15 protein-coding genes and 2 pseudogenes are annotated in these 22,246 nt (G+C 68.4%); 9 read left to right on the forward strand and 8 right to left on the reverse strand.

Going from position 1 to position 22,246, the window contains the following annotated elements; translation table 11 throughout:
- The first annotated feature begins 549 nt into the window (after positions 1-549).
- Together C6N31_RS40465 and C6N31_RS40470 are read left to right on the forward strand one after the other, a co-directional pair.
- On the forward strand, positions 550-909 hold the full coding sequence (locus C6N31_RS40465) for a PadR family transcriptional regulator (RefSeq protein WP_164298806.1): 360 nt from the start codon (positions 550-552) through the stop codon (positions 907-909).
- On the forward strand, positions 906-1,778 hold the full coding sequence (locus C6N31_RS40470) for a hypothetical protein (RefSeq protein WP_164298808.1): 873 nt from the start codon (positions 906-908) through the stop codon (positions 1,776-1,778). The genes C6N31_RS40465 and C6N31_RS40470 overlap by 4 nt, the downstream gene beginning before the upstream one ends.
- A gap of 207 nt (positions 1,779-1,985) precedes the next feature.
- Here the strand turns inward: C6N31_RS40470 and C6N31_RS40475 are convergent, their stop codons facing one another.
- Entirely contained in the window at positions 1,986-3,662 is a 1,677-nt protein-coding gene (locus C6N31_RS40475) for a collagenase (RefSeq protein WP_307811598.1), read from the reverse strand.
- Between the two features lie 128 nt (positions 3,663-3,790).
- On the opposite strand from C6N31_RS40475, the gene C6N31_RS40480 reads away from it, so the two are divergent.
- Both C6N31_RS40480 and C6N31_RS44730 read left to right on the forward strand, forming a co-directional pair.
- A complete protein-coding gene (locus C6N31_RS40480) occupies positions 3,791-5,224 on the forward strand; it encodes a transposase (protein WP_307811599.1) in 1,434 nt (477 codons plus the stop codon).
- Positions 5,154-5,537 (forward strand): transposase, encoded by a 384-nt coding sequence (locus tag C6N31_RS44730; protein ID WP_307811600.1) that lies wholly within the window; start codon positions 5,154-5,156, stop codon positions 5,535-5,537. Before C6N31_RS40480 ends, C6N31_RS44730 begins: the two co-directional genes overlap by 71 nt.
- On the opposite strand, the gene C6N31_RS40485 is transcribed toward C6N31_RS44730, so the two are convergent.
- Positions 5,423-6,514: a M9 family metallopeptidase N-terminal domain-containing protein gene (locus tag C6N31_RS40485; RefSeq protein WP_164298812.1), complete on the reverse strand. Its 1,092-nt coding sequence runs from the start codon at positions 6,512-6,514 to the stop codon at positions 5,423-5,425. The genes C6N31_RS44730 and C6N31_RS40485 overlap by 115 nt on opposite strands.
- Before the next feature lie 144 nt (positions 6,515-6,658).
- Positions 6,659-7,600 (reverse strand): LysR family transcriptional regulator, encoded by a 942-nt coding sequence (locus tag C6N31_RS40490; RefSeq protein ID WP_198359476.1) that lies wholly within the window; start codon positions 7,598-7,600, stop codon positions 6,659-6,661.
- A gap of 179 nt (positions 7,601-7,779) precedes the next feature.
- Here C6N31_RS40490 and C6N31_RS47090 point away from each other — a divergent pair.
- Positions 7,780-7,941, forward strand: a pseudogene (locus tag C6N31_RS47090) (IS701 family transposase); the annotation flags it as partial.
- Between the two features lie 4 nt (positions 7,942-7,945).
- On the opposite strand, the gene C6N31_RS40495 reads toward C6N31_RS47090, so the two are convergent.
- From C6N31_RS40495 to C6N31_RS40515, 5 genes are all read right to left on the reverse strand, one after another.
- Positions 7,946-10,918: a putative Ig domain-containing protein gene (locus C6N31_RS40495; protein ID WP_198359477.1), complete on the reverse strand. Its 2,973-nt coding sequence runs from the start codon at positions 10,916-10,918 to the stop codon at positions 7,946-7,948.
- Between the two features lie 96 nt (positions 10,919-11,014).
- Positions 11,015-12,328: a Gfo/Idh/MocA family protein gene (locus tag C6N31_RS40500; protein ID WP_232486256.1), complete on the reverse strand. Its 1,314-nt coding sequence runs from the start codon at positions 12,326-12,328 to the stop codon at positions 11,015-11,017.
- A gap of 53 nt (positions 12,329-12,381) precedes the next feature.
- Positions 12,382-13,236 (reverse strand): carbohydrate ABC transporter permease, encoded by an 855-nt coding sequence (locus C6N31_RS40505; protein ID WP_438817449.1) that lies wholly within the window; start codon positions 13,234-13,236, stop codon positions 12,382-12,384.
- Entirely contained in the window at positions 13,233-14,186 is a 954-nt protein-coding gene (locus tag C6N31_RS40510; protein ID WP_198359478.1) for a carbohydrate ABC transporter permease, read from the reverse strand. Before C6N31_RS40510 ends, C6N31_RS40505 begins: the two co-directional genes overlap by 4 nt.
- 137 nt (positions 14,187-14,323) lie before the next feature.
- Positions 14,324-15,628: an ABC transporter substrate-binding protein gene (locus tag C6N31_RS40515; protein ID WP_198359479.1), complete on the reverse strand. Its 1,305-nt coding sequence runs from the start codon at positions 15,626-15,628 to the stop codon at positions 14,324-14,326.
- A gap of 188 nt (positions 15,629-15,816) precedes the next feature.
- Between C6N31_RS40515 and C6N31_RS40520 the strand changes: the two genes are divergently transcribed.
- The 4 genes and pseudogenes from C6N31_RS40520 to C6N31_RS40535 all read left to right on the forward strand — a co-directional run.
- The gene (locus tag C6N31_RS40520; protein ID WP_198359480.1) at positions 15,817-16,926 is read left to right on the forward strand and encodes an ROK family transcriptional regulator; all 1,110 of its coding nucleotides are present in this window, start codon (positions 15,817-15,819) and stop codon (positions 16,924-16,926) included.
- Positions 16,927-18,417: 1,491 nt separating this feature from the next.
- Positions 18,418-21,234: a ricin-type beta-trefoil lectin domain protein gene (locus tag C6N31_RS40525; protein ID WP_198359481.1), complete on the forward strand. Its 2,817-nt coding sequence runs from the start codon at positions 18,418-18,420 to the stop codon at positions 21,232-21,234.
- 166 nt (positions 21,235-21,400) lie between these two features.
- The gene (locus tag C6N31_RS40530) at positions 21,401-21,556 is read left to right on the forward strand and encodes a hypothetical protein (protein WP_438817450.1); all 156 of its coding nucleotides are present in this window, start codon (positions 21,401-21,403) and stop codon (positions 21,554-21,556) included.
- A 107-nt stretch (positions 21,557-21,663) separates the two neighbouring features.
- A pseudogene (locus tag C6N31_RS40535) lies at positions 21,664-22,191 on the forward strand (transposase family protein); the annotation flags it as partial.
- Positions 22,192-22,246: the final 55 nt, after the last annotated feature.

Consider the following 22,246-nt stretch of genomic DNA (forward strand, 5'->3'; position numbering starts at 1 on the left):
ACGCGTCGAGACCCGTGGCGTCCGGGATGAGGTGGGCGGGGCACGGGATCGGCAGTGACGGCATGAGAAACATCATGGCAGGTGGCAAGGGCCCTTGGCCGCAGAGCAGGAGGCGTCCCCAGCCGCGCGTGATCGGGAGCGGTCAGTGGCGGGGGCGCCAGCGGGTGAACATGCACGGGTCGTCGCCTGCGGCGAGGCTGAAGGGCAGGGCGGCGCGGTCGAGGCAGAAGCTCTGGCCGGGGGCGAGCCTCTGGATCGGCCCGCCGTCTGCGGCGCCTCACCCCATCCAGCGATTCCGCTGCCGTCACAGGGTCTGATTAAGACGGTGTCCTACATGGTCAGTTGATCGTTGTGGTGGGTTGGGGGAGTGGGCGGTGGGGATGGATTGTTCCGGATGGCTTGTGGGAGATCGCCAGGCCGTTGCTGCCGGCGCCGCGAGTGCGGCCGCAGGGTTGCGGGGTGGCGAACATCGATGATGGGGCGGTCTTTGCCACGATCCCCCATAGGTCGACCAGTGACATATGCCGTTGGACGACTTATGGTGCTGTCATGACAGACCGTCCGATGCAGGAACCGACCCTGCTGCTGCTGACCGCGCTCGCGGACCGGCCGCGCCACGGGTACGCGATCGTCCAGGAAGTCCTCGCCATCTCCGGCGGCCGGGTGCGACTGCGCACCGGCACCCTGTACGGCGCACTCGACCGCCTCCTCAAGGAGGAGCTGATCGAGATCTACAGCGAAGAGGCCGTCGACGGGCGCCTGCGCCGTTCGTACGCCCTCACCGCGTGCGGCCGTACGACGCTCACCGCCGAGGCAGAACGCCTGCGTGCGACCGCCGCCGAGGCACAACGCCGCCTGGGCCTTGCTCTCCGCCTCCCCCGAATCACCCCGAAGGGGGCCACCACGTGAATCGTGAAGACAGCCGCCTGCTGCGCCTCTACCCGGCCGCATACCGACAGCTCCACGGCGACGAGCTGGCCGGCACGTACGCAGACGCCATCGCCGCCGCCGGTCGAACGGCCCGGCTGCGGGAAGCTGCGGACCTCGCAGGGCACGCGCTGCGCGTCCGGCTCCGGGCTACCTCGGGGGACCCGGCGGGGCGGGCACTTGGCGCAGCGGCGCCGTACGTGGTGGGGATCGCGGCAGGGCACGCGCTCATGGTGGCCCTATGGATCGCCACCGGGATGTACTTCTCCGACCCTCTCTGGCGCTTCGGCCACGGGAAGGTGGAACTGGCGGCATCCGCCCTGATGGCGCTGACGGCCATCGGCGCGGTCCTCGGCCGTTGGCAGTGGGCGCGGCTGCTGGCAACGGCCGCCGCGGTGGTGACACTGGCGGGCGTGCTGCTGAACCCGACTGCCGCAGTCATGCCGGGACTGCTGCATGTCGCTCTGGTCGTCGCCCTGATCCTGGGCTGCCCGCCGGACCTGCGGCCCGATTCGGGCACGGCCCGCAGGCAGGCGGCCGGGATGACGCTGCTCTTGGTCGTTCCGCTGGTTGGTCTCAGGGCCGTGGCTCCGGCGCTGATGCTCGGGCAGACGACCTGGACACTGCTCCTGCTGGCGGGGGCGCTCCTCGTTGCCGTTGCGGCGCAAGGAGGGCGGGACCACCGGATGGCGGGAATACTCGTGGCCTCGCTGCCCTGGGCCGTGCTGCCGATGCTCGGCTACAGGGTGGTGGGGCAGTACCTGATCTGGATCGCTATGACCTACCCCCTCGCATACGGGCTCGGCCTCCTGCTCCACCGTCTGCGCCCCCGCACCGTGGGCAGCGCCTGATGCCTGCCGCCAGTACCAGAGCGGCCCGCCCAGCGGAATGGCCAGTTGGGGTGCCGCACGACATGAAGAAGCCCCTGGTAGGAGTTCTCGGCCAAGATCACCCGTATCCGCCAGGAGCCGACCGGCGATGACGTGTGCCGGTCCGCCCCGATAGCTGTGGTGTAGGACGCGCAACTCCTGGCAGGAGTTGCGCGTCCTACTGGTCTGTCAGTACTGCGTGGTCACGGTGACCCCGCTGAACGCGGTGTGGGCGTACAGGCTGAGGTAGCGATAGCCCGCCGTGCTGTTGGTGACGGTGATGCTCTGTGCGTTGCCGGCCTGGGTGGACGACGCCGTGTAGGCGGTGTTCGTCGCCCAGGCGTTGGCGTTGTAGTACAGGTACGCGTTGCCGGTGCCGCCGTTCGTGGTGACCTTGAGGGTCGTCGTGCCGGCGGGCAGGTAGAGGTAGAGGTAGTCCAGGTGTCCGGCCGAGGCCGACTGGTTGGCGCGGGAGCAGTTCTGTCCCATCATCCGGGTGTCGGGGTTCGTGCACGGCGGTGTGCCGCCGCCGCTGACGGTCACCGGCACGGTGGTGCTGGCGGTGTGCCCGTTGCTGTCGGTGACGGTCAGGGAGATGGCGTAAGTGCCGGGTGCGGCGTAGGTCTTGGACGGGTTGGCCGTGCCGGCGGTGGTCCCGTCGCCGAAGTTCCAGGCCCAGGAGGTGATGCTGCCGCTGCCGGACTCGGTGGACCGGTCGGTCAGCCGCACGGTCAGGCCCGAGACCGCCGCGTTGAACCCGGCCGTCGGTGTCCCGCTCGGTGTCCCGCCCGCCGTGCAGGCGCCGGCCGCGCAGGCGTCGAGCCAGCTGTTGAAGTCCGCGTCGTAGGCGCTGCCGATGGCGTTGTAGACGTTGTAGCCGCCGGTGTAGTCACCGGTCCTGAAGTGCGCGAGCATGGTCTGGATGTCCGTCGGGTGCTTCTCGAGCATGTACCGGACCGCCAGGTAACCCCAGGGGTAGACGCGGGTCTGGTCGCTGTTGCCGTAGGTGCTCTGGAACAGTGTGCTCAGTGCGTAGGTGTGCTTGGCCGCCGCGGTGACCGCCCCGGTGTCGGTGACGCCGCGGTAGCCGTAGGAGACGTACTCGGCCTGGCCCTCGATCCACCAGATGTCCGGGACCGCGATCTCCTGGGTGAAGGTGCCCTTCATGTCGTAGATGGACTGGAGGACGTGCGTGTACTCGTGGTTGAGGTTCCAGGCGTGGGCCGTGAAGCCGTTGTCGGACGGCTTCTGGTAGAGGATGGAGTAGGCGATGTTGTTGGGGTCTGTCGGCGTGCCGGTCAGGGTCTCGCCGCCGTTGTTGGTGTCGTTGCCGAAGATCGCCCAAGAGTAGGTCGAGTAGTCGGTCTTGCTTCCGTAGATAACCATCTTGACCGCGAAGTGCTGGCCGGGGATCGGGCCGTTGTCCTTGACGAGGGCGTGGTAGTACGGGAGCTGGTTCTTCAGGCTGGTGCAGACGTCGGTCTGCTCCGTTGCCGTCAGCGACTCCGCCATGATCGTGAAGTTGCTGCAGGGGTAGGAGATTGGCAGGGAGACCGCGGTCAGCCGGGCCTTCAGGTTGCAGGTGCCGTAGTAGGAGCACTGCGCGGCCGTGTCGGCGACAGCGGTTCGGAAGGCGACGTGGACCCATAGGTTGGCCGTGGGGCCGGTGATGGACGAAGCGTCCAGCAGACCCTTGGCCAGCGGGCGGATCTTCGCCTGCAGCGCCGGGATCATGAGCAGGCGGGCCATGACGTTGCCCGCGTTCCAGTCCAGCATGTCGTTGCGCCCGCCGAGCAGGTCGCGGTGGTTGAGCGTGAAGGTGTTCAGCGTGTCTGCAATGCTGGAGTCTGCGGTGACCGCGGTCACGAAGGCCGGTATTTCGGGACCGCGCCGATCCTGGTGGCTAATTCGGTGGATTGGTGAGTGTGAGTCATGTCGTGGGTGGATTCTGGGGGTTGCGGCAGTCTTGTGGTGTCTGCCTGCAGGATGGAGGCGTGGTGTCGGTGCAGCCGCAGCCCTGGCCGGAGCCGGACCCGCAGATTGCTGCCGCAATCGGGGCGATGTATGGGGGCCGGCGGGAGGTCCCGCTCGCGGTGAGGGTCCGTGACCGGTTCGGTGAGTTGTTCGCCGACGGTGAGTTCTCGGTAGCGTTTGGGCAGCGCGGCAAGCCGGGTTGGTCACCGGGGCGGCTCGCGCTGGTCACGGTGCTGCAGAAGGCGGAGAACCTCACCGACCGGCAGGCCGCCGAGGCGGTGCGGACGGACCTGGCGTGGAAGTACGCGCTCGGGCTGGACCTTCAGGATCCGGGGTTCGACCACAGCGTGCTCTCGGAGTTCCGCTCCCGGGTGGTCGCGCACGGCCTGGAGGAGAAGGTGCTGGATCTGCTGCTGGCCCGGTTGGTTGAGCAGGGGGTGGTGGGCGCCGGCGGCAAGCAGCGTACCGACTCCACTCACGTGATCTCGGCGGTTCGGGATCTGAGCCAGTTGGATCTGGTCGGTGAGACGGTCCGCGCCGCCCTGGAGGCACTGGTCTGTGCGGCTCCGCGCTGGGTGGAGCAGGTGATCGACGTGCCCTCCTGGAGCCGGCGTTACGGCGACCGGGTCCCCGGCTGGCACGCGCCCGCGTCCAAGGTCAAACGCGCCCGGCTGGCTGTCGACTACGGCCAGGACGGCTTCGCCCTGCTCACCGCGGTCCACGCACCCGTGTCCCCGGTGTGGCTGCGGGACCTGCCGGCTGTCCAGGTTTTGCGGTGCGTGCTGGTGCAGAGCTATACCCGCACGGTGTCGGGCAGTGGACGGGAGGTGGTCAAGCGGCGGGAGGCGAAGGTGGACGGTCTCCCGCCCGGCCAACGGCGTGTGACGTCGCCGTATGACATCGATGCCCGCCGGAGCGTCAAGGGCGACACTCTGTGGAACGGCTTCAAGATCCATATCAGTGAGACGTGCCAGGCCGCTGAACCGGCCGCGAGCGGCAACAACGGCGATGCGCGTCCGCGACGACACAGGGCCGTCCGGCCGAACCTGGTCACGAACGTCACGACGACGGACGCCACCGTCGCCGACAACGCCATGCTCGACACCGTCCACCAGGTCCTCCAGCGACGCGGACTGCTGCCCGGGGAGCACTACCTGGACAGCGGATATGCCTCGGCCGAGCTGATTGTGGGCTCCGTGAAGCGGTTCGGTGTCGTGCTGGTCACCCCGATGCTGAGCGACCAGACCCGCCAGGGCAGGGCTAAGGAGGGCTTCGCCACCCACGACTTCCGCATCGACTGGCAGGGCCGGGAGGTCGTCTGCCCGGCCGGGCAGACGAGCACGACTTGGAGCCCCTGCCGTCAAGGCGGCCTCGCCAAGACGGGTGGTCGTTTTCTCCCCTACGGTCTGCGGTCCTTGCCCACTACGGCCGAAGTGCACCACCTCGAAGCTTGAGCTCCGTCAACTCACCCTGCAACCCCAGGAGATGCACGAGGCACTGAAGAGTGCGCGTGCCCAGCAGGAGACCGACGAGTGGAAGCGCAACTACGCGATACGCGCCGGAGTTGAAGGGACCATCCACCAGGCCACCACCGTGACCGGCATCCGCCGTGCCCGCTACCACGGTCTGAAGAAAACTCACCTCGACCACGTCTACAGCGCGGTGGCATTGAACCTGATCCGTCTTGATGCCTGGTGGAACGGCCACCCCATCGACCGCACCCGCACCAGCCACCTCGCCCGACTGAATCTCTCCCTCGTCGCCTGAATTAGCCACCAGGATCCGCGCCACAGCGGATAGTAGATGCTGTTCAATGCCTGGTCCATGGCCGGGTAGGCGTCCCAGGCGCTGGTGTAGGCGTTGAGGTACCGCTTGTAGACGTTCAGGTAGTCGCCGGGGACCTGGGCGTTGTTGGTCACGATGAACGCGTGGGACAGCACGCTGCCGTTGCCCGCGCTGACGTCGCTGGAGTGGGAACTGCTGAACAGCGTGTTGAGCCCGGACTCGACCGCGCTGGTAAGCGTGGAGTCGTACGTGCCGACGTCGGAGGGGTGCAAGTCCCGCACGTAGTAGCCGGCTTGCAGGAAGTACAGCAACTCGGAAATGCCGCCCGAGTCGTCGCCGGTGTAGGCGGAGGCCGCACTCGCGACGCCGCCGGCCACCGCGGCCATCTGGGATTCCTTGAACACGGCGTTCGCGTCGGAGCCGCTCAGGGAGAACAGCGGGTTGATGCAGGTGAACCAGTCCACGGTCTTGATGTAAGACACCAGCGCGGCACCGGTCCGGCCGGCGAAGTCGGCCGTGGTGCATGCCTGCGCGCCCGCAATGCTCGCCCTGGCAGCCCGGCTGGTGACTGCGGGCCTGGTGCTGGCCGGCCGTGGCGTCGAGGCGCTTGGCATGGACAGGATGGGCGCGCCACGCAGCGCCTCTGGCGGCGGCTTGGATATCGTGGCAGGGAGTTCGGTGCTCTGGCTCTGGCCCGTGTCGGCTCCGACCAACTGCGAAACGGCCGGCGCGGTTGTACCCGGCGTGGCGGGGAGCCGCTGTCCCTGCACCGCTGCCTGGTCGGCGGCGCTGCCGGTCCGCTGGCCGGCTGGTGGCAGCGGGCGGGTCAGGCCCGGGGACGAGTGGACCGGTCGGGCAGCGGGTGCCGCGAGACTCGGCGTGGCGAGCAGGCCGACGAACGCGGTGCTCGCCGCCAGGACGACTGCCAGGAATCCGGGCAGGGAGAAGCGTTGACGCATCCCAACTCCTTGGTGGACGGATGCGCCTCGGGGGGGTGCTGAGGCGTGAGATGCACCGTCTCACCGTCATGGACCACAGGCAATGAGGTGGGATATAGCACAGTGCGGGATGCTGCTATAACATCGGGCATCAGCCGTAGCCGCTCAGCCCCGCGACGTCCAGGTCTGGAAGTGCGGCGCCTTAGCGATGAGGTCCCGGTACGACGCGGCGGCGGAGCTGAAGAGCACCTCCGCGAGCGCGTCGGTGACGTTCTCCCGCCGCCACGCGAGCAGGTAACGGCACCACAGCGGCGTGCCGGTCAGCGGTTTGACGAGCACACCGGGGATCGGCCGGGTCGCCGCCTGCACGACGGCGACGCCGAGGCCGTCGGCGATCATGTACTGCAACTGCAGCTGTTCGCCGAGGTATTCGTGCACCGCGGCCGGGGTGAAACCGGCCTCCGCGCAGGCTGCGTAGAACACCCCGGGCCAGCCGACCCCGTCGTCGGGGGTCACGAACCACGCCTCCTCAGCGAAGTCGGCCAAGGCGACCTCCGCGCGGTGCCTGAGCCGGTGCCGCGCGGGCACGGCCACGAACGTCGGTTCGGTGGCGATGCCACGATGCCCGACCGTGGCGGCGTGCCGCAGTTCCCGCCCCGGGTAGTCCACGCCGATCGCGGCGTCCAACTCGCCCTGCTCCAACAACTCGACGATCTCCGAGACCGCGTAGACACTGCCCACCTTGAGTGCGTCTTCGGGCATGAGGCTGCGGAGCCGGGCGACCATACCGGGCAACACAGGCGAGTTGGTGGCAGCCAGTCGCAGCCTCCGCAGTCCGCCCATGCTCTCCAGGGCCGGACAGCGTCCAATCGCGTCCGCGCGCGCCAGCACGTCACGCGCCTGAGTCAGCACTTCGACGCCGCGCCGGGTCGCCTCGACACCGCAGGCGTTGCGCTCGAAGAGCGCGACGCCGAAGAACTGCTCGATCCGCTGAAGCTGCGTGCTCATCGCCGGCTGCGAGTAACCGAGCACCGCTGCCGCCCGGCTCACGCTCCCGGAGTCGGCGATGGCACAGAGCACCCGCAGGTGCCGCAACTCCAGGTCCATCCGCGCATTCCCCGCATTCCCGGCGTCCCGCGCACAGCCCCGTCACTCGGAGCCGTGCGACTGCATGATGGTCATCATGGCCCCAGCTTGTTTCAACTAGCGGTGGTTTGGTGACGGCGAATCAGAGCCGTAGTAGGCCGGAACCGGAGGAACGTCGCCTCGCTTCCGCGGGGCTTGTGATGACCCGTCGTCTGCCGTGTCCGCCCGCTCCGGGCCCGTTGGAGGCCTACGCCGCACGCTTCGATGACCTGCTGTCCACCCTGGCACAGCGCCGGGGGTTCCGCGAGTACCTCGCCGGGCTGCTGCTGCCGCGGGACCGCAACAAGACGCTGATCCTTCTTGAGGTCAGGCCCCGACAGTCAGAGCGAAGAAGTGGATCGCCGCGCTCCCCGGCAGGGTCACCGTCCCGATGGTCTTCGCGGGATTGATCGCGATGGTGTTGGAGAACACCCGATAGGCGTGGTCAGTGTTCCCGTACCCGTTCTGCCTGTTCCGGCCCGTTGTGGAGACCGCCAGCGTCGCGCCGAACTCAGTGGCGCTGGAGTCGGTCCAGTTCGGGAATCCGACGGTGCCGGTGCTCGTGGTGCCGTCCGTGTACATGACCGTGACGGTGCCGGTGACGTCTCCGGCCTCCGAGCCGAGGAACGCCAGGGTGCTGCCGCCGCGACTGCCTCCGGGGATCGTCGCCGCACCCTTGACGTTGTCAGCGGTGCCCATGGCCGCGTTCGGCCACACGAAGGAGAATCCCTGCGAGGTCACCGTCGAGCCGGGCGTGACACCCGCCGCGGCCAGCTGCTCGGCCGAGAAGCTGTTGCCGTACCCGTCGAAGTTGCCGGGCGCGACATTGCTCTGCGACGTGATCCCCACGTTGTTCAAGGCCGAGGTGACGTCGAGCGGTCCGGTGGTCGGTCCCGTCGGCGCGCCGATCGTGTAGGTGGCCTGCGCGGTGCCGGTGCCGGGTGCGCCGGTGCCGGTGACGGTGAACGTCGACGCCGTCCCCGAGGTCGGGACGCCCGTGATGCCGCCGGTGTCGGCGTTGAGCTGCAGGCCGGCGGGCAGGGTGCCCGAGGTGACGGTGTAGCGGACGGTCGAGGGCACGTTCGTGATTACGCGTGCCTCATAGAGCTGCCCCGCCGTCATGCTCGGCAGTGCGGTCGTGGCGAAGGCCGGGGCTGGGACGCTCACGGTCTGCGCCGCGCCGATCGGGGCGCCCGAGCTGTCGAGCTGCTGGAGCGACCACGACCGGCCCGCGGTCACTACCGTCAGGTGCCAGTGCGTCGTCTGGTCGCGGAGCTGGGCCCGCTGCGCGGCGGTGAAGGCCCCGAGGTTGCGGGCCGTCTCCCACTGCTTCACCGCGTTCAGCAGGGTGGCGGTGTTCTGGCCGTTGGCGGTCAGGTTGGACACCGAGGTCTGGAAGCCCGCCCCGGCGTTCAGGCCCGCGCCGCGCGCAAGGCTGTCCTCGACGCTCGCCAGGCTGTTGCTGCCCTTCAGTGAGATCCAGCCGAGCATCCCTGGGAGGTAGTTGGCCTGGTAGTACGCGTTGTTGATGAACACCTGGTTCATGGAGGTGACGCCGACCTCGCCCCAGCTCGCCCGCGACAGGCCGTCCCAGATGTTCGAGCCCATGCGGCTGGTCTCCGACAGGAATCCGTCCTTGTGCGCGAGCTGCTTCTGCGTCGCGTTCACCAGGCGGGCCATGCCGTACTGTCCCCACCCCGACTGCGAGGCGGATTCGAGCCCGTCGAACGACATCGTCGTGATGCCGGTCGTGTTCCAGGCGGTGGACAAGCGCGTGGCGATGGCGTCGAGGATGTTGAGTCCGCCGAGTGCTCCGCCGTAGCCGTTCTGCGGCACGCGGGCGACGGTGCCGCCGGTCGCGTGGACGGCTGCGGCCGTTCCCCAGCCGCCCCGGTTCAGGCCGGTGACCTGGCACTCGCTCCCGACCTGGCTCGACGCCGCGTAGATCACGATCTCGCCGCCGATCAGCAGGGATCTGCCGGACAGCCCCGAGGCCAGCGGCGCGCAGCTCGACAGGTAGAGGGTGGTGTCGCCTGCGGCCATCGGCCGGGTCAAGGTCGTGCTCTGGCCGAGCGCGAGATCCGGGCTGAATCTCGGCGTGACGTAGCCGTCGTTCGGGTCGATGAAGTCCGACAGGGTGTGGGCGCCGACCGCAACGCCGTTCGCCTTGGAAGCGTTCACCAACGCTGTGGCTCCGCTGTCGCTGCCGCCGAAGCTCGCGCCGAACTGGTAGTGCCCGGCCGACTGCCACGGGCCGGAGCCGCCGGGCAGCGAGTAGAGGCTGTCGAGTCCCGCGGCCTTGGCGAAGTTGCCCGCGGCGGTGACGTTCCCGGTGTTCAGGTCCGACAGCACCAGAACGGACTTCGACGTGGCCTGCGCGGTCTTCTGCCACTGGCCGCCGATCGTCGGGTACGGCAGATTCTGGCCGCCGGCGATCTGCGACAGCACAGTGGGCACCAGGTCCGGCGTGGTGCCGAACAGCGCGACCTTCGAGCCGACGATGCTTCCCAGCGCACCGGGGAGCGGGCCGACCGGGATCGCGTATCCGGAGTTGTTCCGCCGGGCGCGCTGCTTGGTGTAGTCGAAGGTGAAGGCGCGCAGCAGCGTGCCCCAGGAGGTCGAGGCACCGGCGCTCCATTCTTCGAGGGGTGCGACCTGGAGGTGGGAGGGGTTCGCCGAGACCTCGCCCTCCCAGCCCAGGGTGGTGTCCTCGCGGGGCCAGCCGCCTTCCGTGCGGTCGGTGAGCGGCTTCATCCCGATGGCGAACCCGGCGTCGTGCGCGACGCCGGCCGACTCCCCGAGGGTGCCGGTGACGTTGGTCGGGAGCGGTCCCCACAGCAGGGTCTGGACGTCGGCGCCGGTCGGCGCGACCAGCTTGGTGACCGCGAAGGTCGCATACGTCGTCTGGTCCTGAACGGCCACGTCGACCTCGTAGCCGGCCGCGGCGTTCGTGAACACCAGGGTGTTGCCGGCGCCGAGCGTGACCGCGGTGGGCTGCACCTGCTGCCCGCCGACGACCAGGCTCACCAACGGTGCCGTGCCGTGCCCGGTAGCGACGCGGTTCGCCCCACTGCGACTGTCGATGAGGCTGGTGACCTGGCCGGTGGAGTCCAGGCCGACCCGTAGATAGCCGGCGTCGACCGTGAGGCCGGAACCGCTCGGGGCGACCGCCGCCGGGGACGCCGCCACGGCCGGCTCCGCCAGGCCGGCCGTTCCGGCGATCAGCAGGGCGGTGGCCGTGCCGGCGACCACCAGTCGAGTTCTCGATCTTGTGTGCCGCTCGGTCGTTCTTGCAGTCATCGTGGTGCGTCCTTTCACGGGATGTGCTCGGATGCGGATGATGCGGATGTGGGTGCTACCGCCCGCCGCGTTCTTCGTGCTCGGCGCGGCGGAGTCTCAGAGATCGATGACCGTTCCGGTGTGCCGGGCCCGCTCGGCCGCGAAGACCACGCGGTGGCCGGCCACCGCGGTGTCGATGCCGGACACGATGAGTTCGGGGCGGCCGCCGTGCAGGGCGTCGAGGTAGGCGTTGAGCAGGGCCGCGTCGCCGCCGGCGTGGCCCTCGGCGGCCGAGGAGCCGTCCAGGGACGTGTCGATGACGGTCGTGCGCTCGGTGAGGAAGTCGTAGACCTCGATCTTGCGGCCGTCGCCGGTGAGCTGGCCGCGGGTGCCGAAGATCTTCGTGTGCCGGTTCTCCAGCGGCGTGAAGGCAGTCAGCGTGAACGAGACGGTCACTCCGCTGTCGAACTCCATGTTCACGACCTGGTGGTCCACCACGTCGTTGTCGCTGCGGTAGACGCAGCGGCCGTACGGCCCCTCGGCCAGGGCTGCCTCCAGGGTCTCCGGGCGCAGGTCGCCACCGGTCGCGATCCGGGCGAAATACGCCTTGGTCCCGCCGTGCCGCAGGCCTTCGGTGTACATCCGCTTCGCCGAGAACGCGCAGCCGTCCTCGACCGCGCAGCTGATGCACCGCTCCCCGGCGCCTTCGGGGGCTGATTCCGGCCGGAAGTGCGTGAGCGACCCGAACGAGGACACCCGCCGCACCCGTCCCCCGACGATGTCGCACAGCCAGTCGAGGTCGTGGCAGGACTTGGCCAGGAGCAGCGGTGACGACTGCGACTCGGTGCGCCAGTTGCCCCGGACGAAGGAGTGCGCGAAGTGGTAGTGGCCGATCGGCTCCAGGTGCTGGACCGAGACGATGTCGCCGATCGTGCCTTCCAGCAGCAGCTGCTTCAGGGCCAGGGTGTAGGGGGTGTAGCGCATGACGTGGCAGACGGCCAGAGCCGTGCCGTTGCGGCGCGCAGCTTCGGCGATCGCGTCGCAGTCCGCCTCAGACGTCGCCATCGGCTTCTCCAGCAGCAGCTGGTATCCGAGGTCCGCCAGCCCGACCGCGGCCTCGACGTGGTCGGCGTCCTGGACCGCGATGATCGCGATGTCGGCCAGCCGCGGTTGGTCCAGCAGGTCGCGCCAGTCGGCGAAGCGGAATTTCGCGTCGATGTCGTGGCGGGCGGCGAAGGCGGCGCGGACGCCGTCGCGTAGCTCGGCGACGGCGACGACCCGCGCCTGCTGGGGCCGGGTGGCCGCCAGATCGGCGTAGGCCGAGCCGCGCGCCCCGGCGCCGAGCACGACGACGGACAGCGGGCGGTCCATCGGTGCGGACAGGTCGCCGGTGATGAGGTCCATCGGCACGGCGTCCGTGGTGCTGGTCAAAGGAGGTGCTCCCGTGGTGAGTTCTTTGGCGGCGGATCGGTGTTCCTGGAGGGTCATCCCTTGGTCGCCCCGCCGGTCAGGCCCTTGACGAAGTGGCGCTGGAACGCCAGGTAGAAGACCAGGATCGGCAGCGTCGCGAGGAACATCAGGGCGAAGACAGCGCCGAAGTCCGATTGGTGCTCGCCGATCGCGCGGTAGATGCCGACGGTGACCGTCGTGCCGGTTTCCGGGCCGAGGATGATCAGGGGGTTCAGGAAGTCGTTCCACACCCACACACCCAGGAAGATCAGGACGGACGCGGAGGCCGGGCGCAGCAGCGGGAACACGACCTGCCAGAAGGTGCGGAACCGGCCCGCGCCGTCCAAGGAGGCCGCCTCCTCCAGCTCGATCGGGATCGTCTTGACGAAGCCCATGAAGACGAACACTCCGAACGGGACGTAGTAGCCGACGTTGACCAGGACCAGGCCCGGCACCGTCGTCATCAGGCCGAGGTTGCGCAGGACGTCGGTCACCGGCTCCAGGATCACCGAGGGCGGGATCATGAGGCCGGACAGCAGGATTGCGAGCGCGGCCTTCGGCATGACGCCCTTGGCGCGTGCCAGGTAGTGGCCGAGCATCGCCGAGACGATCGTCAGGACCGTGATGGAGATCGCGGTGACTTCGACGCTGTTGACCAGGCCGTACCAGAACAGGTGGTCCGGGCGCGTGAGCACGGCCTTGACGGACGCGAGGGTCGGTGGGATCGGGAGGCTGACCGGGTGTGCGGTGATGTCCGCGCCGGGCTTGAAGACGTTGGCCAGGACCAGATACAGCGGCAGGAAGAAGACAGCCGTCACCAGCAGTGCCGCGACAGGCCGGAACCAGGATGTCTTCGCAGGGCCGGTGCGGATGGGTGTCAGGGTGTTCACAGCGTGATCTCCCGTCGCTGGAGAACCCGGAGGACGACTGTTGAGACGACCGCGATGATCGCGAGCATGACGACGGCCATCGCCGAGCCGTAGCCGATGTGGTTGCCGGTGAACGTCGTCTGCACCACATCGAAGGCGACGGTGGACGTCGTGCCGTTGCCCGGCCCACCGTTGGTGATGACCTGGACCTGGTCGTAAGCCTTGAAGCCCGTGATCAGGAGCATGACGGTGTTGATCGTCAGCGCCGGGGCCAGCATCGGCCAGGTGACGTTCGTGAACCGTGCCGCCGGGCCCGCTCCGTCCAGTTCGGCGGCTTCCATCAGCTCTTGCGGAACCCCCTGCAGGCCGGCGAGGTAGACCACGACGCAGAATCCGAGCATCTGCCAGGTGATGATGAACGCCACCGAGTACAGCGCGTAGTCCGGGTTCGACAGCCAGCCCGGCGGGTGCTTCACGCCCAGGCTTCGCAGCATCGAATCCAGCAGGCCGTCGTCGGACAGGATCGCCTGCCAGATCACGGACACCACGACCGAGGACAGGATCACCGGTGTGAAGAACACCGCGCGCAGGGCGTTGTAGAGCTTGCCGCGCCGGTCCAGGAGCATCGCGATCGCCAGACCGCCGACGTTCGCCACGACCGTCACGATCACGGTGATGACGAGCGTGTTCTGCAAGGACTTCAGGAAGTCGTCGTCGGAGAACAGCCGGGTGTAGTTGAGGAACCCGACCCACTTGGTCGGCGGGTTCGCCGGGTTCCGGTTGGTCAGGCTGGTGCCGACCGCCATCGCGATCGGCACCAGGACGAAGACCAGGTACACCGCCAGGCCCGGCGCGCCGAAGGTGAGGAAGTGCAGTGCTTTGGGGAGCCGGGTCGACCGGCGGCGGGACGGCGCCCCGCCCGGCCGTTGGGTGGTCTCGCCGCGCGGGGGCGGCGCGAGAGTGGTGGACATCGGCTTCGCCTTCTCGTCGAACGGCTGGTCTGGCCAGGTCTGGGGGTCCGGATCCGTCGGGAGCGGGCGACTGCTGTCCGCTCCCGCAGATGTCCCCCTCCACGCTCATCGGGGGTCTGTGCGGCGGTGCGGAAGGCCTACTGGTTGGCCTTGGTCCACTCGGCGTCGAGGAAGGATCCGAACCCGGAGGCCGACTTCTTGCCGTTGATCAGGTCCGCGACGCCGGCCGCGGCTTTGTCGGCCAGCCCGGCGGGCATCGAGCCGTCGCCGGTCTCGATCGAGAAGGCATTGACGATCCCGTTGGCCTTCACAGCGGCCTGGTAGAGGTTGACGGTCTCGGTGTAGACCGGGCCCATGCCGGCCGGCGGGGTGTAGTCCTTGAGCGCGATGATCGAGCCGTCGGTCTTCACCGAGTTGTCCAGCGACGTCTTGTCGAGCATGAACGCCAGCGCCCATTTCTGGGCCAGCGGGACGTCCGCGGCCTTGGAGGAGACGCTCATGCCGCCGCCGGTGTAGGCGGGGACCGCGAGGGTGCCGTCGTCCGAGGGCCAGGCGAAGACGCCGACGCCGAAGCTCGGCGCCTTGGCGTCCGCGGACGCGGCGAACCACGAGCCCATCGGGTACATCGCGCCCTTGTTGTCACGGAACGCCTGCTCGTCGTCGGCGTAGGACCGCGACAGCCCGGCGGCGTCGATGTAGCCGGCCTTGGCCAGATCCGCGATCTTCGCGGCGGCCTTGGTGAATGCCGGGTCGGTGAACTTCGCCGTGCCGGCGGCCTTCTGCGCGAGCCAGCCGGGCGTCTGCTTGTACGTGTCGGTGGCCACCGCGCCGATCAGCGGGTACATGTCGGCCCAGGTGTCCTTGCCGCCGCCGCCGACGACGAACGGGGTGATCCCCTTGGCCTTCAGCTTCGCGGAGTCGTCCAACAGGTCCTGGTACGTCTTCGGCTCCGCGGTGATCCCGGCCGCGGCGAAGTCGGCCTTGTTGTAGTACACGAACGGCGTGGGCTGCGTGTTGTACGGCAGCTGGTAGACCTTGCCGCCGACCGGGTTGGCGTGCGGCGAGACGAAGTCAGTGAGCTGGCCCTCGCTCCACGCCGCGAGCTGCCCGGCCTGCGCGAAGCCGTTCGGCGACACCGCGATCATGATGTCCGGGAGCTGGCCGGACGCCGCGAGCTGCTTGGCGTACCCGACCCGGTCGGCCGACGGCGCGACCAACTTCTTGATCTTGACGCCCGGGACCTTCGCCGAGGCCCGCGCGATGGCATCGTCCCAGTACTTCGCCGTCAGGTTCGGGGTCTCGAAGGTCAGAAAGGTCAGGGTGACGCCGGCCTTCGTTCCGCTTCCGGTGGATGCCTTGCCGCCGCTGCCGCCGGCGGCACAGCCGGCAAGCACCAGGGCCGCGGTGACCGCGATCGCGCTGGGGGCCAGTATCTTGCGCATGTGGATCCCTCCTTGCCCCGACATGAGTTCGAGGTCTGATAGGTCGGATGGGTGTCTAGCTTGTTTTTTTATGAAACCTTTTTTAATATTTGGTGGGTCGGAAGGTAGTAGCGCTCTCGAGACCCTGTCAAGAGCCAAAGCGAAACGAGGAAGCTGTGGGCAATGCCCGAGGCGGGGACCCTTCGCAGTTGCGCAGGCTCAACTCCGTGGCGGTGCTGCGCAGTCTGCACAGCGGCGGCACGCTCACCTTGACCGAGCTCGTCAAACTCGCCGGATTGTCCCGCCCGACCTGCGAGGACGTCGTCAACGATCTCCTGGATCAGGGCTGGGCCGTCGAGGTTCTCCCGAACGGCGACGGACCGCGCCAGGTGGGCCGCCCGGCCCGCAGGTTCCGGTTCCGCGCCGAGGCGGGATACGTCCTGGCCGTCGACATCGGCGCACACAAAGTCCTGGCCGTCGTCGCCGACCTGCTCGGGGACGCCGTCGCCACCACGCGCTGCGCCGTCGACCCGGTGACGTCCGCCACCGAGCGGCTGACCGCCACCAGCGAGACGATCGGCCGATGCCTGACCGCGTCAGGCATCGAACCAGGCCGCCTGCTGAGCACCGTCGCCGCGACCAGCGGCATCGTGGACGACGCCGGGCACGTCAAACTCAGCACAGCACTGCCCCAATGGACAGGCCTCGACCTGCGCGCCGAAGTGCTCAAAATGCTCCCCCCGGCCGCCGCCGAGGTGGTGGCGATCGAGAACGACATCGCCCTGGCCGCGCTCGCCGAACACTGGCGAGGCGTGGCGCGGCACGCCACAGACATCGTCTACATGTTCGCCGGACGGCGGATGGGCGCCGGCCTTCTCATAGGCGGGGTTCCTCACCGGGGCCACCACGGGGCCGCCGGTGAGATCGGAACTCTCGACCTGCTCGGCTGGGAAGGTGCCTACCGCCGCTTCAACCGTCAAGCAGGCGATGACACCGGGGACCACGTCCAGGAAACCTTCGAGGCAGCGAGGCGCGGCGACTGCGAGGCGCTGGATATCGTCGATGCCTTCGGCAAGGACCTGGCCACGGGCCTGGCCATCATGGTCCTGTCCGTCGACCCGGAGCTGGTCGTCGTCGGCGGCGGCATCTCCCAAGCCGGCGAACTGCTCATCGAACCGGTCCGGCGCCACCTCGCAGACCTCACCCCTTTCCCGCCCGAGGTCGTGGCTTCCATCCTCGGTGACGAATCCGTCGCCCTCGGCGCTGTACGACTGGCCCTGAACCACGTCGAGCAGAACCTCTTCACGGTCGCCGAATAGGCCCGTATGACACCGAGACTGCCGCATCCGCTTCTTCGCCCCGGGCCCCGATGTGGACGATCCCGCAATTCCCCATCCGGGCGCCGTCAGCATCGCGCGGCGCTCCTGCGTACGCCGCCAGTCCTCCGGGCTCAGGTAGTAGTCCCTGGAGTCGACCTTGACGATGACGCGGTCGGAGGGCCCCAGAGCCACGGGGACGGAGATGAGCGTGCCGGTGGCGGCGTCGCGAAGGACGGCGCTCAGCTTCAGGAGTCTGATCAACGGAGGCAGCCAGTGGCAGACGTCGCACTCTGCAATCCGATGTCTCGCCGGCCGTGGACGCTCGTCCAACCTGGAGCAGGCCTTCTACCTTGACTTTTCTGCACGCCGATCAAGTGATCGCTATGCGACCGTCGGACATAAGTAGGATGTATTGAGCCTTAGGGGCTTGACGGCCTCGGTGCCGAGGTGTTCCATCGAGCCCCAGATGCCCGGCTGCCCACAGTAACGTCCGCCATCGAACCCGGTCCTTCGATCGTCGTCATCGGGCGGTGCGCAGCAGTGTCCTCTCACCGCTGCGTTCTCCCGCGACCTCGTCCCTATCGTGAAGCCCGCTGGCCGTGACGGTCCGCACGTTGTAACAGTCTGCAAAACCGACAACGCCACGACGCCGTCGCGGATGTCGTGCGGGGCGACACCGCCTCGCTTGATCCCCATCACTTGAGAGGTGCACATGACGCGTTTCCGAGGCGCGGTCCTTCTCGGTCCTCAACACCAACCGCCTCAACGACACCGACCCGCGATCGCCTACAACGGCTATACCTGGGCCGCCCCGCCCCGCGGATACGGCGACCGCGGTGACGACGTGCACGCCGGCGGCACCGGGGCCACCGCGGCTGAACTTCCCCGGCATCGGCATCCACACGCCTTGGCGGGCCTCCCACCACTCGGCCCGATCACCTCAGCCCTGGCCGGCGAGTGCGTCGACGTCACTGGGAAATCCAGCGCGAGCGGCACCGCCGCGGCCCCGACGGCAACGCGAACGCGTCCCAGAATTGGGCCGTGGCCGCCGACCACACCCTCCGGATCAACGGCCTGTGCAGGTGCGTTGCGGAGCACAGTCCACCCGGCGGTGCCCTGATCCAGTTTGGCGACCTGCAGCGGGGGCCCGTCATAATAGCAGGTTTCGCAGCCCAACGGCACCCTGAAGGGCGTCCAGTCCGGGCGCTGCCTGGGTGACCGGAATTTCTCGACCATGAACAGCACTCAGCTGAAGATCGTGGGACCGCGTCGCCAGCACCAACCAGCGGAGGACGCTTCCGTGGACCTGCGCCGCTCCCCACGAGCGCGCGGGAGCGGCAGAACCGTCACATGGCGAAACACCTGCTGCCAGGCGCAAGGTGATCAACCGGCGTGGACTCTCGCGCCTGCATCTCGTTCAGAACGTCCGCACACGCGATCCAGCCCACGGACGCCCATCAGGAATCACGACAACGCGCATCTGGAGTCATCATGCGTAACTCGCCCCTGCGACGGGCCGCCGCTCTTCCAGCGGCTCTCGCCTTCCTCCTCTTCCTCCTCGGTGGCCTGCCCGGCGTGTCGGCGTCGACTGCGCGGGCCGCGGCCCTCTCGACGTCGATCATGGTCGACGGCACGAAGGCGGGACTTGCCTACGACGGCGTCGGCGCCGCCTCCGGCGGCGGCGGCAACTCCCGCCTGCTGATCGACTATCCGGAGCCGCAGCGCACCCAGCTGCTGGACTATCTGTTCAAGCCGGACTACGGCGCGAACCTGCAAGTGCTGAAGCTAGAGATCGGCGGGGACACCCAGTCGACCGACGGAGCCGAACCGAGCATCGAACACGTCAGGGGTGCGGTGGACTGCGGCAACGGCTACGAGTGGTGGCTGGCCGAACAGGCCAGGAAGCGCAACCCGGCGATCAATATCTACGGCCTGGCCTGGGGTGCCCCCGGCTGGATCGGGACCGGTGACGCGGCCAACCCGAGCCCGGGGAAGCCCTACTTCTGGTCCTCCGACATGATCGCCTACCTGATGTCGTGGATGGGCTGCGCGGCGCAGCACAACCTGACCGTCGACGAGATAGGGGGCTGGAACGAACGCGGCTTCAACAAGACCTGGTATGTGAACCTGAAGAACACGCTGGTCTCCAAGGGCTACACGACGAAGGTCGTCGCGGACGACAGCGTCGGCTGGAAGGTGGCCGACGCGATGACCGCGGACCCGGCGTTCAAGAACGCCGTTGACATCATCGGCTCGCACTACCCGTGCGGGTGGCTGTCCGCGCAGACGAGCTGTCCCAGCAGTGCCAACGCGCAGGCGCTGGGCAAGCCGCTGTGGGCCTCGGAGAACGGGTCGCTGGACGCCGACGCCGGCGCGCCGGCGTTGGCCAGGGGGATCAATCGGGACTACATCGACGGCAAGATGACCTCGTTCATCAACTGGCCGGTCCTCGCGGCGATCTACCCCAACCTGTCGTATGCCACCGACGGCATGTCCGTTGCCGCGCAGCCGTGGTCGGGGAACTACCATGTAGGGCTGCAGACCTGGGCCACCGCGCACACCACGCAGTTCGCAGCGCCGGGCTGGCGCTACATCGACTCGGCGAGCAGCTACCTGGGCGGCAACCGGGCCAACGGCAGCTACGTGACGCTGATGTCGCCGAACGGCAGCGACTACAGCTCGGTGATCGAGACAACCGGGGCATCGGCAGCACAGAGCGCGACGTTCACCGTCAGCGGCGGGCTGTCCACCGGGAAGGTGCACGTGTGGGCGACCGACCTGGGCTCGACGAACAACGCGGACTACTTCGTGCGTCAACCGGACCTCACGCCGGCCAACGGCAGCTACACCCTGACCTTGCAGCCGAACTACATCTACACGGTCACCACCACCACCGGCCAGGCCAAGGGCGCCGCGACGCCGCCGGCCACCGCCTCGCTGGCTCTGCCGTACTCGGACGACTTCGAGACCGCGGCCCCAAGCACGTCGCCGAAGTACTTCTCCGACATGAACGGCGCGTTCCAGACCACTTCGTGCGGCGGCGCCAGGACGGGCGTCTGCCTGCGCCAGATGAGCCCGACCCAGCCGATCCGCTGGTCGACCGAGTCGTACACCGGACCGTACTCGATCATGGGTGACGGGACCTGGGGGAACTACACGGTGAGCGCGGACGTCCTGTTCGAGCAACCCGGCACCGTCGAGGTCTTGGGCCGAGCGGGGCAGCAGGCCACTGGCAACAAGGGCCTGAACGCCTACCACCTGCGCCTGTCGGACGCCGGCACTTGGTCGATCGTCAAGAGCGACACCGGCTGGGCATTCACAACGCTGGCATCCGGCACCGTCACCGCGCCCGGCCTGAACAGCTGGCACAGCATCGCGCTGACCATGGACGGCGCGACGCTCACCGCCAAGATCGACAGCACGGTGGTCGGCAAGGCGAACGATATGGCCTATTCCAGCGGCCTGGCGGGCGTCGGTGTGACCGGGTACCAGACCGAGCAGCTCGACAATTTCGCCCTCACACCCGGCACCGCGCCCACGTCGCACGTCGGCGCGATCGCCGGCGCGGCCGATCAGTGTGCGGACGACGCCGGCGCCTCGATGGTGAACGGCACCCGCGTGCAGGTTGAGCCGTGTAACGGCGGTGCGGCCTCACAGACCTGGACCTGGAGCGGCGGCAGCCTCATGTTCGGCGCCAAGTGCCTGGACATCACTGGCACGGCCACCGCCAACGGCACCCCTGCCGAGCTGTGGGACTGCAACGGTGGCACCAACCAGCAGTTCGTGCCGCAGAACGACGGCACCCTCAAGGCCGTGCAATCCGGCCGCTGCCTGCAGTACTCCTCACCAACTGCCGGAACGCAGCTGACGATCCGGGACTGCGATGCCAGCGTGAAGCAGCAGTGGACCCTGCCGGGACGGGCGTTCACAGGTGCGGTCGCCTCCGGGCTCACCGGCAAGTGCGCCAATGACAGCGGCGGTTCGACGACCAACGGAACGCCCGTACAGGTCTGGGACTGCAACGGCAGCGCGGCGCAGAACTGGACCACGCTGGCGGGGCAATTGGTGCTCGGCGGTAAGTGTATGGACGTCAACGGCAACGCCACCGCGAACGGCACGCCCGTCCAGCTGTGGACCTGCAACGGCGGCACCAACCAGCAATGGGTCCAGCAGCCCGACGGCTCGTTGAAGAGTGTCCAGTCCGGCCGCTGCCTGGACGACCCGAATTTCTCGACCACGAACGGCACCCAGCTGGAGATCCGGGACTGCAACGCCGGGACCAACCAGCGGTGGACCCTGCCCACCTGACATCCACGCCCGACCGGAAGCCAACCGGTCCGCGACCGGCCCACTGCCCAACCGCTGAGCAAGAGCTTCGGCCAGCGCCGTCAAGTAGTTCGCCCATCCTGCGCCAGTGACCTGTTTTGGCTCACGACAGCCTGTCCACTGGCTGTCGTGAGCCATACGATGCCGGATCCCCGCCTTCGTCGAACTCGCCGGCAAGATCAAGCGTCACTACGGCGCCATCCTGAACGCGAACATCGAGGAGTTGAGCAACCGACTGATCGAGCCCACGAACACCAAGACCCGGCTCATCATCCGACGGGCTTCAGCTTCCAGTCCACCGTAGCGATCATCGCCCGGTCATGCTCTGCCTCGGCGGCAAGGGTGTGTCATGAATCAGGCTCTGTCCCGTAATCGGTGGTAACGAAGTGTGACTGCCGTCGTTGACGTGGCATGCTTGATGTCAACGAGCTTGTGGGTGTGGTGTTTTCGGGACTGTCGGCCCTCGTCGTCGAGAACGTGAAGGATGAGGGCAGGGTCATCCGGGTGTCGGCGCGGACCAGGGGGGATCCGGTGCCGTGCCCACTGTGTGGGCAGCCGACGGGGCGGGTGCATGGCTTCCACGGGCGGGTGGTCGCGGACGTGCCGGTGGACGGGCGGCGGGTCGTGGTGTTGGTGCGCGTCCGACGTCTGGTCTGCCCGGTGCTCGGCTGCCCGCGGCAGACGTTCCGCGAACAGGTTCCCGGCGTCGTGGAGCGCTACCAGCGCCGCACCACCCGCCTGACCAACCAACTGAACTTCGTGGTCAAGTCGTTAGCGGGCCGGGCGGGCGCCCGCCTCTGCCGCGTTCTGGCCTGCGCGATCTCCCGCTCGACTGCCCTGCGCATGCTCATGCGCCAGGTGGTGACGCCGCTGCGCGTCCCGCGCGTGCTCGGCGTCGACGACTTCGCTCTCAAACGCCGGCACCGCTACGCCACCGTGCCTCCGCCGTGGGTTCCGGCGAACTGAGGGGTTCTCAGCGGGAACCCGAGGGTCT

Source organism: Streptomyces fildesensis, assembly GCF_016107395.1.
In the GTDB taxonomy this organism is placed as follows: domain Bacteria; phylum Actinomycetota; class Actinomycetes; order Streptomycetales; family Streptomycetaceae; genus Actinacidiphila; species Actinacidiphila fildesensis.

What these genes read in the sequence shown, in the direction of transcription:
- C6N31_RS40465 (WP_164298806.1), top strand. Translation starts at nt 550, where the DNA reads ATGACAGACCGTCCGATGCAGGAACCGACCCTGCTGCTGCTGACCGCG.
- C6N31_RS40485 (WP_164298812.1), bottom strand. Translation starts at nt 6,514, where the DNA reads ATGCGTCAACGCTTCTCCCTGCCCGGATTCCTGGCAGTCGTCCTGGCG.
- C6N31_RS40490 (WP_198359476.1), bottom strand. Translation starts at nt 7,600, where the DNA reads ATGGACCTGGAGTTGCGGCACCTGCGGGTGCTCTGTGCCATCGCCGAC.
- C6N31_RS40495 (WP_198359477.1), bottom strand. Translation starts at nt 10,918, where the DNA reads ATGACTGCAAGAACGACCGAGCGGCACACAAGATCGAGAACTCGACTG.
- C6N31_RS40510 (WP_198359478.1), bottom strand. Translation starts at nt 14,186, where the DNA reads ATGTCCACCACTCTCGCGCCGCCCCCGCGCGGCGAGACCACCCAACGG.
- C6N31_RS40515 (WP_198359479.1), bottom strand. Translation starts at nt 15,628, where the DNA reads ATGCGCAAGATACTGGCCCCCAGCGCGATCGCGGTCACCGCGGCCCTG.
- C6N31_RS40525 (WP_198359481.1), top strand. Translation starts at nt 18,418, where the DNA reads ATGCGTAACTCGCCCCTGCGACGGGCCGCCGCTCTTCCAGCGGCTCTC.